The sequence below is a fragment of the Pseudoalteromonas sp. MEBiC 03485 genome (assembly GCF_004195145.1).
GTDB classification, from domain to species: Bacteria; Pseudomonadota; Gammaproteobacteria; order Enterobacterales; family Alteromonadaceae; genus Pseudoalteromonas; species Pseudoalteromonas apostichopi.
Genome location: NZ_SGBT01000001.1, coordinates 2,386,749 through 2,401,930, shown reverse-complemented (window position 1 = coordinate 2,401,930; position 15,182 = coordinate 2,386,749). Strand labels below are relative to the sequence as shown.

The 15,182-nt window shown below is 41.4% G+C and carries 10 protein-coding genes; 6 read left to right on the top strand and 4 right to left on the bottom strand.

Annotated features, from left to right (window positions below; all coding sequences use genetic code 11):
* The first annotated feature begins 245 nt into the window (after positions 1-245).
* Both EVU92_RS11150 and EVU92_RS11145 read left to right on the top strand, forming a co-directional pair.
* The gene (locus EVU92_RS11150) at positions 246-2,288 is read left to right on the top strand and encodes an ATP-binding protein (RefSeq protein WP_130051279.1); all 2,043 of its coding nucleotides are present in this window, start codon (positions 246-248) and stop codon (positions 2,286-2,288) included.
* A gap of 66 nt (positions 2,289-2,354) precedes the next feature.
* A complete protein-coding gene (locus tag EVU92_RS11145) occupies positions 2,355-2,816 on the top strand; it encodes a hypothetical protein (protein WP_130051278.1) in 462 nt (153 codons plus the stop codon).
* A gap of 23 nt (positions 2,817-2,839) precedes the next feature.
* Here the strand turns inward: EVU92_RS11145 and EVU92_RS11140 are convergent, their stop codons facing one another.
* The 4 genes from EVU92_RS11140 to gltB form a co-directional block, all read right to left on the bottom strand.
* Positions 2,840-3,532 (bottom strand): response regulator, encoded by a 693-nt coding sequence (locus EVU92_RS11140; RefSeq protein WP_130051277.1) that lies wholly within the window; start codon positions 3,530-3,532, stop codon positions 2,840-2,842.
* Between the two features lie 13 nt (positions 3,533-3,545).
* On the bottom strand, positions 3,546-3,743 hold the full coding sequence (locus tag EVU92_RS11135; protein ID WP_130051276.1) for a hypothetical protein: 198 nt from the start codon (positions 3,741-3,743) through the stop codon (positions 3,546-3,548).
* 289 nt (positions 3,744-4,032) lie between these two features.
* Positions 4,033-5,448, bottom strand: a complete 1,416-nt coding sequence (locus EVU92_RS11130; RefSeq protein ID WP_130051275.1) for an FAD-dependent oxidoreductase — start codon at positions 5,446-5,448, stop codon at positions 4,033-4,035.
* 9 nt (positions 5,449-5,457) lie between these two features.
* Positions 5,458-9,915, bottom strand: coding sequence for a glutamate synthase large subunit (gltB, locus tag EVU92_RS11125; RefSeq protein ID WP_130051274.1), 4,458 nt, complete (start codon positions 9,913-9,915; stop codon positions 5,458-5,460).
* A 696-nt stretch (positions 9,916-10,611) separates the two neighbouring features.
* Here gltB and EVU92_RS11120 point away from each other — a divergent pair.
* The 4 genes from EVU92_RS11120 to EVU92_RS11105 are packed head-to-tail and all read left to right on the top strand — an operon-like array spanning position 10,612 to position 15,127.
* Complete coding sequence (locus EVU92_RS11120) at positions 10,612-11,865, top strand: HlyD family efflux transporter periplasmic adaptor subunit (protein ID WP_130052275.1); 1,254 nt, start codon at positions 10,612-10,614, stop codon at positions 11,863-11,865.
* A gap of 21 nt (positions 11,866-11,886) precedes the next feature.
* Positions 11,887-12,594 (top strand): ABC transporter ATP-binding protein, encoded by a 708-nt coding sequence (locus EVU92_RS11115; RefSeq protein WP_130051273.1) that lies wholly within the window; start codon positions 11,887-11,889, stop codon positions 12,592-12,594.
* Positions 12,595-12,596: 2 nt separating this feature from the next.
* On the top strand, positions 12,597-13,910 hold the full coding sequence (locus EVU92_RS11110; RefSeq protein WP_130051272.1) for an ABC transporter permease: 1,314 nt from the start codon (positions 12,597-12,599) through the stop codon (positions 13,908-13,910).
* Between the two features lie 11 nt (positions 13,911-13,921).
* Positions 13,922-15,127 (top strand): FtsX-like permease family protein, encoded by a 1,206-nt coding sequence (locus EVU92_RS11105; protein WP_130051271.1) that lies wholly within the window; start codon positions 13,922-13,924, stop codon positions 15,125-15,127.
* Positions 15,128-15,182: the final 55 nt, after the last annotated feature.

The following is a 15,182-nucleotide window of genomic DNA, read 5'->3' as shown; positions in this document are numbered from 1 at the left end:
TTAATTTAATGGAGCATAAATTATCCAAATCTAGATTTTAGGATTCCGTAGGTTGAATACAATCAGAAATTTTTGATACTGAGACAAAAAGATGAAAAACCATAACATCTCAGGTGTAACTGAATTAAGGATAAAACTTTATCATTAATTGAAGTTTAGTTGTGATAAACGCTAACTAATAACTCCATAATTTGCACACATTTGCTGGTTAGTATAAGCACACTTTAAGCTTATTCTAACTGCAAATGAAATACTCTTTACTTATCGCTACATGTTTACTGTCTTTTTCCTGTGTAGCAACCTCACTACCAAGCTCTCTATTAAATCAAGTCACTGACCTTGAGAACCAAGGCAAGCTCATTGAAGCACTCACTATTCTAGAGCAATACAAAGATAAAAATAGCGCTACATCGAGCCCTGTAATTGTGATGGCACAAGCGCCTCTGTTACGTAAACAAGGTCATTACAACAAAGCGATTGAACTATTATCGCCATTACAAAAGCTTGCTAGTTTAAGCAAAAAGGACCAATACCACATCCAAAAAGAGTTGGGGATCAACTATCGTCGCCAATTAAAAACAATAGAAGCAAAAAAACACTATATGGCAGCCTTAGCGCTTGCAAACGAGCTTGAAGACAAAAACCTACAAGCACAAAGCCATAGCAATTTGGGTTCACTATACGACACACTAAATGATCTTGAACAATCAATGCATCATCAGGTAAAAGCACAAGCGTTATTAGAAAACAGCGATAATTATGAACTTGTTGCCACTAACTTTTATAACTTAGCAAACCTTGCTCACAGGCTTGATGACCTCACGCAATCTGAGTACTTCTATAAAAAAGCACTCGAGTTTGATATTAAAACCAAAAACCAAATGAATATTGCTGATACCAGTTTACAACTTGCCAAGCTGGTGTATAAACGAGGCGATTTAGAGCAGGCTCTTCCCTTATTAAATAACGCCTTTACCCGTTTAGCCGACGTCAAAGCCTATGAAAATATGGCGACGGCGAAGCATACGTTAATGCAATTGTATTTGAAAATAGGCAACCAGCATATGGCTCTCAGTAGTGCTGAGTCTGGGCTCAATGCAGCGCTTAAATCTGGCTCGGCGTTAAGTAAGATCTACTCTTACTTTAATTTAATTGAATTGCATTTAGTCCTTAAAAACCCTGAGCTAATTGGTCTTTATTTAAGTCGAACAAAAGAGTTGTTACTAGGTATCAATAACCGATTATTGAATCAAAAGCAGCACGGCTATACCGCAATTTATGCTGAATTGATAGGTGATTACAAGCTAGCAACTGAGCAGCTAAAGCTTGAAAATGAACTGGCCGAGTCTTTGTTTGAAGAACATCTAAATCAAGCTGTCGAAAAGAATAAAAAGCAATTAACAGCAATCGAGCAACAGCAACGAATTGATGATGAAATACAAAAAAACAAACTCGCAACTGCACAAATGAATAACCAGCGACTAGAAAAACAGATTTGGTTGTTGTCTGCTGGTATTGTTTTGTTGTTTAGTATCCTTGCGTTAGTACTCTATTACTTCAAGCATCGAAAAGCGTTATTTAAAGCCAAGCTTTATCAATATAACTTAATTGAAAAAGACAAAATGCTCGCTGATATCTCTCATGAATTACGCACCCCATTGAGCGTATTGAAACTGCATATAGAAGCGCTTGAGCTCGATATTCAAGAAAACCGCGATCTCGCCTACAGCAAAATTAATGGCAAGATAGCACAACTTAATAACTTAATTTCAGATGTATATCAGTTATCGCAAGCTGAAAATAAAACTCTTACATTGAACCTTCAACAATATAATGCCGCACAAATTTTTGCAGAATACGAGCAAGACATGCGCCGTTATGTTTGCAGCCATCAGCTAACTTTTTTTGCTGACATTGTTATTGCTGATGATGTTGAGATCACGGTAGATAAACAAAAGCTCGACCAGATCTTCAACAATATTTTTACTAATGCTTGTCTATATACTGACTGCCCAGGCCATGTTCGCCTAAAGGTGAGAGCGAATAAACAAGAGCTGTTTATTCAAGTCGATGATACCTCTCCGAGTGTAGGTAAAGCCCATGTTGGCAAGCTCTTTGACCGTTTATATCGTGTTGAAGAGTCTCGTAGCCGCGCATCAGGAGGCTCAGGTTTAGGGTTATCAATTTGTCAGAGTTTTGTCGAATTGATGTCAGGTACTATTAATGCATTACCGGGTAAGTCAGGTGGCTTATGTATCAGAATCTTACTGCCTTTAGGCAATAAGTGAGCCTCTCCATCTTTCCACCACATTTTATTGCTTAAATAGCACTATAAACTACTGTGGAATGGAACCATGTCAGAATCATTAAAGCACGCTCAATGGGCAAAATCTATTGAGCGTAAACATCGCCAAAGCAATGTTAAAAAAACCAAAAAGTCCCCACTGCCAATTTATGCGGCCCTTGCCAGCATGCTGTTAAGTGCAGGACTCTATTATGCAAGCTACGAAAAGCCAATAGAGTACCCTCCACTGTCTGAAGCTGCAAAACAACGTATTTCTCAGTTTTTTGCAAAGCAATTTTTACTAGGCCAGTGGCGATTAGATCAAATTAAGTACTCAACTGATGCGATTCAGGTCTATGTACGAACGCCCTATTCGATAGCCCTTGAAGGTGAAGCGCTTAGCCAATATTTACATTACGCGCTGTGCCCTGTCCCTAGCAAACAAATTTGGCAAGATATTCAAGCAAGGGAATTATCAGTGTATGTGTTTACCCATTCGATTCGAAAAGGTGAACGTACAGTGTGTAATTAATAGTAAAGGCGATGAACGCCAAATCAATTGATTTGACGTTCATCATAGCGATAGCCTGCACCATAAACGGAAGCGACTATCTTAGGAGAGAACTGTAAATTCTTCAGTTTTTTACGAATATTTTTGATGTGACTGTCGATTACGCGGTCGGTAATATCAAAGTTATTGGGCTGAATGTGATCAAGTATCTGCTGCCTTGAAAAAACACGCTTAGGGGCTTTGTACAAAAGCTTGAATACGTCAAATTCTACTTTAGTTAAACCCAAAGACACGCCCTTTATTTCAACTTCAAGCGCATCTTCGTTTAAGCAAATAGTAGCAGGCGTTTCAACAGTTTCCTTGCTAATAGATACTGGCGTGCAGCGTCTTAAAATAGCTTTAACACGCATCACCAGCTCTGCACCGCTAAATGGTTTACATACATAGTCATCTGCGCCATGTTCTAACCCTTTTAACCTATCAGCTTCTTCGACTTTAGCGGTTACCATAATAATAGGCACCATTGAAAAAGCGCGGATCTGCTTCATGCATTCCACGCCATCTAAATTAGGTAACATTACATCTAGAATTATTGCATCTGGATTATTTTCTTTAACCCACGACACCACAGCACTGCCATCAGTGATGTGGTGAGTAGTAAAACCAGATGCATTAAAGAACAACAGTACTTGTTCTGCAATATCTAAGTCGTCTTCAACGACTAATATCTGCGGCATTTTTATTTCCGTTTTATATTTTTTTTATTGTTTTCAGTTGTTGCTTCACCATCGCTTTAAGGGCGTCTGATAAGGTTTCATCTAGTAAAACCATAGTCAGAATATCGTGCAGGTCTTCACTATTCATGACCTCATTGAGTAAATCATTTTCAGATTTTGAATTCGGCTGAAAAAAGCTTAACTGCTCGTTATTAGTGTGTTCGCAAAACATTTTCTTTTTATCCATGTTGTTAGCATCAAATATTCAGATGGGCTTCTGCCTCTGATAGACATTTAAACGCAACAATGTGGAGTAAATATGGAGTTAATACGAAATAATGAACTTTTATATTCTACTGTAGAATTCATTCGAAGATTGTAGGTAATAAGCGCTATTTTTTCATTATCTTTCTGGATCTTGCTTAAATTCTCATAACAAGAAATAAGTATATTTTATGGCAGGTAATAAAAAAGCAAGCTAGGTAGCTTGCTTTTATAAATATTAAATGAACCCCTTAGGATTAAACTTCCAAATAGTCCATAATCCCTTCTGCGGCGTTTCGGCCTTCGAAAATAGCGGTTACCACTAAGTCTGAGCCGCGAACAATATCGCCACCAGCAAAGATTTTAGGGTTCGTTGTTTGATGGGTAAATTCACCTTTTTCTGGTGCGTTGATGCCACCCCAATGATTGATTTCAACACCGTACGGCTCTAACCAATCCATTTTATGAGGTTTAAAACCAAAAGCCATAAGCACTTTGGTAGCTTCAATAACATGTTCAGAGCCGGCAACTTCTTCAGCACGACGACGACCATTTTCGTCCGGCTCACCAAGCTGGGTTTTCACCATCTTAACGCCAGCAACTTTACCTTGCTCGTCAACAACAATGCCTTTCGGCTGTACATTGAAGGTAAATTCTACCCCCTCTTCACGGGCATTTTTAACTTCACGCTTTGAGCCTGGCATATTTTCTTCGTCACGACGATAAGCACAAGTTACTTTTGCAGCACCTTGTCGAATAGAGGTTCTCACACAGTCCATTGCTGTATCACCACCGCCTAACACGACAACTTTTTCGTTCGCCATATCGATATAAGTTTGCTTATCTTCTGCATAGCCCATAACTCGGTTTGTGTTACCAATTAAGAACGGCAGTGCATCAAACACACCATCAGCATCTTCGTTTTCAAGGCCTGCACGCATACTTTGATAGGTACCAACACCTAAGAATACGGCATCATATTCAGCCAAGATTTCATCAAGAGTAATATCAACGCCAACTTCAGTGTTTAGCTGAAACTCGACACCCATTTCAGTGAAAATTTCACGACGCTTTTGCATTACTTCTTTTTCAAGTTTGAATGAAGGAATACCAAATGTAAGAAGGCCGCCAATTTCAGGGTGACGGTCAAACACCACAGGTTTTACACCGTTACGTACTAAAATATCCGCACAACCTAAGCCTGCCGGACCAGCACCAATGATAGCCACTTTTTTGTCAGACCAAACCACATACGACATATCTGGTTTCCAGCCCATCTTAAAAGCGGTATCTGTGATGTACTTTTCGATATTACCGATAGTGACAGCACCAAACTCTTCGTCAAGTGTACAAGAGCCTTCACACAAGCGGTCTTGTGGGCACACTCGACCACACACCTCTGGTAAGCTGTTTGTACGATGAGACAACTCTGCCGCTTCTAAAATACGGCCAGTACGAATTAATTTTAACCACTGTGGAATATAGTTATGTACTGGGCATTTCCATTCACAGTACGGGTTACCACAATCTAAACAGCGATCCGCCTGTGAGTTAACTTGCGTCTCAGAAAACGGCTCGTAAATTTCTACGAAAGATTGTTTACGTGCTGAGATTGGCTTTTTACGCGGATCAACACGTTGTACATCGATAAATTGGTATACATTTTCGCTCATACTACCCCCTTACTGAGCCTGAACACGAAGCTCTGCGCTGCTGCGCGCTCGGTGCCCAAGTAAACTTTTTACATCACTAGATTTTGGCTTAACTAATTTAAACATCGGAATGTATAAATCGAAGTTAGCTAAAATCTGCTCAGCGCGGTTTGAGCCTGTAAGTTCTAAATGCTCAGCAATTAGACCGCGTAAATGTTCTTGGTGTGATGCCAACCCTTCAAGCGTGACAATCTCAACAAGTTCAGGGTTAATGCGTTTTTCAAAGTCATTACCTTCGTCAAGAATATAAGCAAAACCGCCTGTCATACCTGCACCAAAGTTGATACCCACTTTACCAAGTACGCAAACAACACCACCTGTCATGTATTCACAACCATTGTCACCCACGCCCTCTACAACCGCTTGGACGCCTGAGTTACGAACTGCAAAACGCTCACCGGCACAGCCTGCGGCAAATAATTTACCGCCCGTTGCACCATATAAACAGGTATTACCGGCAATGGTCGCTTTGTGGCTTTCGAAAGAAGAACCCAGCGGTGGGCGAATTACTAGCTTACCGCCAGCCATTCCTTTACCAACATAGTCATTCGCATCACCAACAAGCGTCATTTCAAGACCACCTGCATTCCACACACCAAATGATTGACCTGCTGTACCATGGAGCTCAATAGAAACAGGATCAGCAGCCATACCTTGGTTACCATGTTTTGACGCAATATAACCCGATAGCATAGCCCCTACTGAGCGGTCTGTATTGCAAATACGGTTAACCAGCGAGATACCTGATTTTTCATCAATTGCTTGCTTCGCTTTTTCAAGTAAGGTTTCGTTTAGCTGACCTAAGTAGTGTGAGCTATTAGGCACACTACAATACAAGGTTTCACCCGTTGGGTTGTTTGGTACGGCAATAACTGAAGACAAATCAACTTTCTTTTGTTTCTCTGTCTTGCCTTCAATTGCTTCAAGTAAGTCCAAACGACCTATTAAATCTGTTAAGCGAGTTACACCAAGGCTTGCCATAATTTGGCGCGCTTCTTCGGCAATAAACTTAAAGTAGTTCATCGCCATTTCTGGCAGACCATGATAATGCTTTTGACGCAGCGTATCGTCTTGCGTTGCAACACCGGTCGCACAGTTATTTAGGTGACAAATACGTAGGTATTTACAACCAAGAGCTACCATAGGCCCAGTACCAAAACCAAAGCTTTCAGCACCTAAAATAGCCGCCTTAATGATATCTAGACCCGTTTTAAGGCCACCATCTGTTTGTAGACGAATACGGTGACGTAAACCATTTTCTACTAACGCCTGTTGAGTTTCAGCAAGACCAAGCTCCCAAGGACTACCTGCATACTTAACAGAAGTGAGCGGGCTTGCACCTGTACCACCGTCATAACCAGCAATGGTAATCAAATCGGCATAGGCTTTAGCTACACCTGTTGCGATAGTACCTACACCTGGTTCAGAAACTAGTTTCACCGAAATAAGTGCATCTGGATTTACTTGTTTTAAATCGAAAATAAGCTGAGCTAAATCTTCAATCGAGTAAATATCGTGATGTGGCGGAGGCGAAATCAAAGTCACACCCGGCACTGAATAACGTAATTTTGCAATATACGGCGTTACTTTTTCACCCGGTAATTGACCACCCTCACCTGGCTTTGCACCTTGCGCAACTTTAATCTGAATTACATCAGCGCTACGTAAGTAATGTGGTGTTACACCAAAACGACCTGAGGCAACCTGCTTAATACGCGAGTTTTTCTCTGTGCCGTAGCGAAGCTTGTCTTCACCACCTTCACCCGAGTTTGAGCAACCACCTAAACGGTTCATTGCAATTGCGAGTGCTTCATGCGCTTCTGGCGATAACGCACCAATACTCATTGCTGCAGAGTCAAAACGTTTGAACAGCTCAGTTGCAGGTTCAACATCATCAACACTGACACCTGTATCAGGGATCTTGACTGCCAACATGTCACGTAAATTGGTGATCGGGCGGTTATTTACTAAATCAGCATACGCTAAGTAATCTTTGTAATCCCCAGAGCGTACTGCTTTTTGCAGTGTTTGAATAACATCTGGGTTATAAGCATGGTACTCACCACCGTGAACATATTTTAATAATCCGCCATGGCTCAATAATTTACGCTTACTAAAGGCCAGCTTATGAAGCTTACGTTGGTCATCATCAAAATCTGTAAAACAAGCCCCTTTAATACGACTAGCTACACCGTTAAAACAGGTTTCTACAACCGCATCTGATAAACCAACTGCCTCAAATAACATTGAACAGCGGTACGAAGCGACAGTACTGATGCCCATTTTCGACATGATTTTATACAGACCTTTGTTAATCGCATTACGATACGCAAGCGTTACTTCGCAATAGCTCTTGTTCAGGGTCTTTTTGTCGCTCATTGCAACTAATGATTCATAAGCAAGGTACGGATAAATTGCCGTTGCACCAAAACCAAGTAATACCGCAAATTGATGCGCATCACGGACACTGCCCGATTCGATGATGATATTAGATTCACAACGTAAGTTATTATCTACTAAACGCTTTTGAATTGAACCAACCGCCATCGCCGCAGGAATCGGTAAATGCGTTTCGCTAAAGTTACGATCACTTAAAATAAGCATGACACAGCCTGACGCCGCTTTTTCTTGTGCTTCATCACAGATACGTGTGATTGCTTTTTCTAAGCCTTCTTCTGCGGTGTAAGTGATATCAATTTTACAGTAGCTGTAGTGCTCATCGTCAGCATTGATCAGCTGTTGCATATCAGCGTACATCAAAATTGGCGTATCAAACTGTAAACGCTTAGCATGGCCGGTGGTTTCGTTAAATACGTTTTGCTCACTACCAATACAGGTTGCTAGTGACATAACGTGATTTTCACGAAGTGGGTCAATCGGTGGATTCGTTACTTGCGCAAACTTTTGTCGGAAGTAATCAAACAGTGAGCGATGGCCTTCTGACAGGACCGCAAATGGCGTGTCATCACCCATAGAACCCGTTGCTTCTTGACCATTTTCACCCATAACACGAATCACGCTATCAAGTTCTTCGTTGGTATAGCCAAACATTTTTTGATACTTAAGCAGTGTTTCGTCATCAAAAGAACGGTTACCCGCATCTTTTTCAGATAACTGTTCAAATGGCGTTAAACGCTTAACGTTTGCCTCTAACCATGCTTTATATGGGTGGCGAGATTTAAGGTCTTGGTCAATCTCATCTGAATGCCATATTTTCCCTTGATGAGTATCAATAACTAACAGCTCACCTGGTCCGACACGGCCTTTTTCAACGACTTCGTCTGGTGCGTAATCCCAAATGCCCACTTCAGAGGCAAGCGTGATAAATCCATCTTGAGTAATTACATAACGCGCCGGACGCAAGCCATTACGGTCAAGGTTACAAGCCGCGAAACGGCCGTCAGACATTACAATACCAGCTGGGCCATCCCATGGTTCCATATGCATTGAGTTGAAGTCATAGAACGCACGTAGGTCATCATCCATGGCACGGTTTTTCTGCCATGCTGGTGGGACAAGCATACGCATTGCACGGAATAAATCCATGCCTCCCGCTAAGAACAACTCAAGCATATTATCTAAGCTTGAAGAATCTGAGCCGCTTTCGTTAACGAATGGTGCGGCTGATTGCAGATCTGGAATAAGTGGTGAGGCAAACTTATAAGCACGGGCACGTGCCCATTGGCGGTTACCTTGAATCGTATTAATTTCACCATTATGCGCTAAATAGCGGAAAGGTTGAGCTAAAGGCCAACGAGGCTGTGTATTAGTAGAAAAACGTTGGTGGAATACACAAATCGCACTGGTCATGCGAATGTCAGCTAAGTCTAAATAAAAGTTAGGTAAGTCTACAGGCATCATCAAGCCTTTATAGACAGTGACCAAACCAGATAAACTGGCAATATAAAAGTGTTCATCGTTTTCGAGGCGCTTTTCAGCACGACGACGCGCTACATACAAGCGACGCTCTAAATCTTTTGGACGCCAGCCTTCTGGTGCGCTAACAAAAATTTGTTCAAAGCCTGGTAGTTGTTTTTTTGCAATTGGCCCTAAACATGACGCATCGGTAGGTACTACGCGCCAGCCTTGAATACTCAAGGTTTCTTTTTCGAGTTCTTCACTCAACACATCTTTAGCTGTTTGCGCAAGTACAGGATCGGCATTTAAAAATACCATGCCAACGGCGTAGTTCTTACCTAAGTGCCAATCATGTTCGCTGGCAATAGCACGAAAGAAACTATCAGGTTTTTGCATTAATAAACCACAGCCATCACCAGTTTTACCATCTGCAGAAATACCACCACGGTGTTCCATGCGATCTAAGCCAGTGATTGCTGTTCGAATCAAGCGGTGACTCGCCTGACCATTGACCTGGGCTATTAAGCCAAAGCCACAATTATCTTTTTCTAATTTTGAGTCGTATAACATAGACCCCTCCCCTTGCTACAACGACTAGCGGTTCAGTCTTTTGTGACAGTGCTAGCAGACGAACAAAACTATCGCCAAATACCTCATGAGTCAATAGAGTTTTGAATACATATTCATATTCATGAATATTTCTCACTTAAAGGCACTTTCTAAATTCTATGCTATTTTTTTACATTTAGGCGTATTTCACCCGTTATTTTTTTATGACACTGGTGTCAAATTTAACAACTTGTAAAAAAAACAATCTAAAACCCGCCTCTTTACGTTAACGTAAACTGCGCTTAATTATGAATGATTATTCACAATCTGAATATCAATGCAGTTTTTATGAGGTATCACCTAACGCTGCTGCATCATTATTTACTCTTGGCTTTAGCATAGTAACAAACTAGGTCTCTGAGCAGCCGACCTTAGTCGCAATGACTGACTTTCTTTACCCTCGCGTCAATAATCAGCAATTTAAAAGTGTCCGCAGCGGACACTTTTTCTGTCCGCGGACAGACATCTACTCTTCAAAAAAAATAAAAACACAATACTATCAGAAACTTAACAATTGGCACGCTACTGGTATAGATAAGTCATCAGCGAAATTAAGGATTTCAAAATGTTCACTATCAGTTTGTTTATGGCTTCTCCGCTTACCATGATTGCCGTTGGCTTCATGATTGTATGTTTTGAGAATCGTAAGGAGTTATGATGATAAAGGATACCAGTGCCCAAGATATTACTGTGGCTAAAAAAAACACCATTAAGAAACCACTTATATTAGCAGTAGGTGTAATACTTGTTGGTGCGCTTGGCTTTCAAGCATTGTTTGCCAGTAGCGATGGCAGCATTTCGGTTGATGCAGCAAGCCTACAAATTAGTGAAGTAAGCCAAAAGACGCTTACTAGAGATGTGGCAGCGAGCGGTAAAATCGTTGCAGCTAATGCGCCAAAAGTTTATAGCCCTGAACGAGGTTTTGTTGATTTAAAAGTAAAAGCCGGTGACAGCGTTGAAGTAAACGAAGTAATCGCCACCGTAACCAGCCCTGAGCTTACTAACGAATTAAAACAGCAACAATCAGTATTAGCACGATTAGAAGGTGAACTACAACGCAAGCAACTTGAAGCACGTCGACAAAAACTAAGCCTTACTAAAGCCCTTGATTTAGCACAGGTTGAACTAAATGCCGCAGACAGAGAAAACCGCCGAGCTAAACTCTCTATCGAAAAACATTTAATCAGCCAAATAGATTTAGAAAAAGCCGTTGATGACTTGGCCCGCGCCAAACTTTCCTTTAAACATGCAGAGCAAGAAGTCAGCTTAGCTAAAGATACCCTCGCATTTGAACTAAAAGCTGCAGAGCGCGATCTGACGCGTCAGCAACTCATCGTTGATGACTTATTTAGGCAGGTGAATGAACTCACAATTACTGCCAGTGTAAGCGGTATTGTTGGTAACTTATTAGTGCAGCAAAAAGAAGCCGTTACACAAAGCCAACCATTAATGACTTTGGTGGATTTAAGTAACTTTGAAGCTGAACTACAAGTACCAGAAAGCTATGCCAATGAGCTAGGTCTTGGTATGCAAGTTGAACTGACTTTAGGTGCCCGTCATGTAACAGGAACCTTATCGGCTATTTCACCGGAGGTGAATAATCGCGAGGTAACTACCCGCGTACGCTTTGACAGTGAGGTTTCTGGTATTCGCCAAAACCAACGCTTAACCGCACGTATTTTATTAGAGAATCGCGATGATGTATTGCAAGTAAAACGCGGTGCATTCTTACAGCAAGGTGGCACCCAGGCTTATAAAGTTGAAGGTGACATGGCTTATTTAATCGATATAAAAACCGGTGCTAGCAGTATCAATGCTGTCGAGATAATAGAAGGCGTAGAGCCTGGCGATAAGCTAATCATCTCGAATTACGACCGCTTTAAAAAAGCATCCACACTGGTTTTACGTTAACAAATAAAAGGAAAAATCAACATGCTTACAATGAACGACATCAGCAAAGTGTATCAAACTGACATGGTACAAACTCATGCCCTTCGCGACTTCAACCTACAAGTAGATGAAGGTGAATTTATTGCAGTAACTGGTCCAAGTGGCTCGGGTAAAACCACTTTTTTAAACATCGCAGGTATGTTGGAGCCATTTAGCGAAGGCCAGTACATGTTAGATGGTATTGATGTGGGGAAACTAAATGACAACCAACGCGCTGATCTACGAAATCAAAAAATTGGTTTTATATTCCAGGGTTTTAACCTCATCCCTGACTTGAACTTATATGAAAATATTGAAGTGCCATTGCGTTATCGTGGCATTAAAGCCGCTGAGCGTAAACGCCGTATTGAGCAATGCCTTGAGCAAGTTGGTTTAGCTTCACGAGCAAAACACTTACCGCAACAACTTTCTGGTGGTCAACAACAACGTGTGGCCATTGCCAGAGCACTAGCCGGTGAGCCTCGCTTTTTACTTGCCGATGAGCCGACGGGTAATTTAGATAGTTTAATGGCGCGTCAAGTGATGGAGCTACTTGAGCAAATCAACCGTGATGGCGCAACCATTATCATGGTTACCCATGATCCAGAACTTGCGCGCAGAGCCCCACGCAATATCCAAGTTGTTGATGGCCAACTAGCTGACTTCACCTTGTATCAAGGCACTCAAAACCTTAAAGCGGCTGGAGTGTAACCATGTTCCTTCATTATTTAGATTTAAGCTGGCGCAGCTTTAAGCGCACGCCACTTGTGAGCTTTTTAATGGTATTGGCCATTGCTATTGGTATTGGCGTAACCATGACAAGTTTATCTGTGTATCACATGATGTCAGCAGACCCTATTCCTGAAAAAAGTAGCAGCCTTTATTCTGTGCAGTTACAAACCATGGATGAAGGCCGTACTTGGTGGACAGTCGATAACATGCCACTGCAATTAACTTATCAAGATGCAGTCAACCTTAATAAAGCAAAAGCCGGTGGTAAACGCGTCACTATGGTAAGAACGGGTTTTTCGGTTTATTTAGACTCAGACAAAGTAAAACCATTTATTGGTCAAGCGCGCCTAACCACTCCTGACTTTTTCGATATGTTTAACTTATCGTTTATTTATGGTGGAGTGTGGACTGAGCAACAAGAAGCAGATGCAGCCCCTGTAGTGGTGATTAATAAAGATCTAAACGACAAGCTTTTCGCAGGTCAAAACCCCGTAGGTAAAATGGTTTATCTAGATGATGCCAGTTATGAAGTTATTGGCGTGATTGATGATTGGGATATCACCACAAAATACTATGACCTTAATAACGGCGCATTTAATAAAACCGAACAACTGTTTTTACCATTTAGCCTAATGAAAGCCCGCGAGCTTGAAAATTGGGGTAATACCAATGGTTGGAAACATGAAAAAACCAACACCTTTAACGACAAACTAAATTCAGAAATGGTGTGGTTGCAGTTTTGGGTTGAACTAAAAACATCTGCAGAAAAACAAGCTTACCAAGACTTTTTGATGGCCTATATGCAAGAGCAACAAAAGCTCGGTCGTTTTAATCGTGAAAAACTAACGGCCACCTTGCGCGATGTAAATGAGTGGATGCAATACAACAATGTTGTCAGTGAAGACAACGAAATTTTAGTCGGCCTAAGTTTTATGTTTTTAGCCGTGTGCCTTGCTAATATTTTAGGCTTATTACTGGCGAAGTTTTTACGTCGTGCTCCTGAAGTGGGTGTACGCCGCGCATTAGGCGCCAGTAAGCGCCAAATCTTCTTTCAACATATCGTTGAGGTGGCAATGTTAGGCTTCTTGGGTGGCATCTTCGGTATTATTTTGGCACAAATAGGTTTATTAGGCGTACGCCATAGCTATAGCTACTACAAAAGCTTAGCCACGATGGATTTAAGCATGCTATTAAGCGCGCCAGTGATTGCAATTACCACCTGTATTATTGCTGGCCTTTACCCTGCATGGCTAGTGTGTAAAACCAACCCTGCTATTTATCTTAAGAGCCAATAAGGAAGACACCTATGTTAGAAATTAAACCTATCTTTCACGCCTTATGCCGCTCAAAAGTTGGCGCTATTTTATTACTGATACAAATTGCCATCACCACTGCGATTGTCAGTAATGCCGCGTTTATTATTCAAGACAGGGTAAGCTACTTAAGCCAAGAAACAGGCTACCCTGAAGAAGATATTTTCGTTTTTAATGTCATGATGTTTGGCAAAGACGTGTCTCCATCTCAGCAGTACGAGCTAGATGAAACTATGCTCCGTCAAATCCCAGGTGTAGTTGATGCGGCTTACTCTAGTAATACACCGCTTTCAGGCAGTGGATCTTCGTCAGATTTTAGTTTAAAGCCTGCACCTGAAGAGAGTAAATCCGTCCGTACGTCTTACATGTTTATCGATGAGCATGGCATTAATACCTACGGTGTTAAGCTCATTGCTGGGCGTAACTACACCGAAGATGAAGTCATCGTGACCGATAACTATGATGAACTGTCAAAAGTAACTGTTGTAACTAAAGCCCTAGTTGATGAGCTATTCCCTGACGGAAATGGTTTAGGTCAAACAGTTTATTTTGGTGACATTCCAATGAAAATTATTGGTGTTATTGATCTTATGAAAGGTCCATGGCTAAAAGACAGCCGCCCAGATAACGTAGCACTGCTACCTTTCATCAAGCCAGGTACAAATGCACGTTTTGTGGTCAGAACTGAGCCAGGTCAACGTCAATCAGTTATGAATCGTGTTGAAGAGGCCATGCTTAAAAACTACAACAAACGTGTTATTTCTCGTATCCGTGGTTTAGATGATGATAAAGAACAGTACATGGCTGAAGACACATTAATGATGAGAATGCTGGTTGTACTCATTGCAATCTTAGTGTTAGTAACTGCACTGGGTATCTTCGGACTTACCTTATTTAATATCAGTAAACGTACAAAACAGATTGGTACTCGCCGCGCTTTAGGTGCAAGAAAATCAGCCATTATTAACTACTTCTTAGTTGAAAACGCCATGATATGTGTAGTTGGTTTAGTGATTGGCGTTATTGCTGCCATATATTTAGGCCAGGTGCTGATGCAGCATTTCTCAATTGCTCAACTTGATATTAGCTACGTGCTAGTAACAGCATTAGCAGTATTTATTATGAGTCTGTTGGCAGTACTTGCTCCAGCAAAACGGGCGGCGAACATCTCTCCGAGCATTGCAACTCGAACAATTTAGTTCTCCCAACCTATGCTACACTGGATTTACAGTGTAGCATTTATCTTGCACCCTT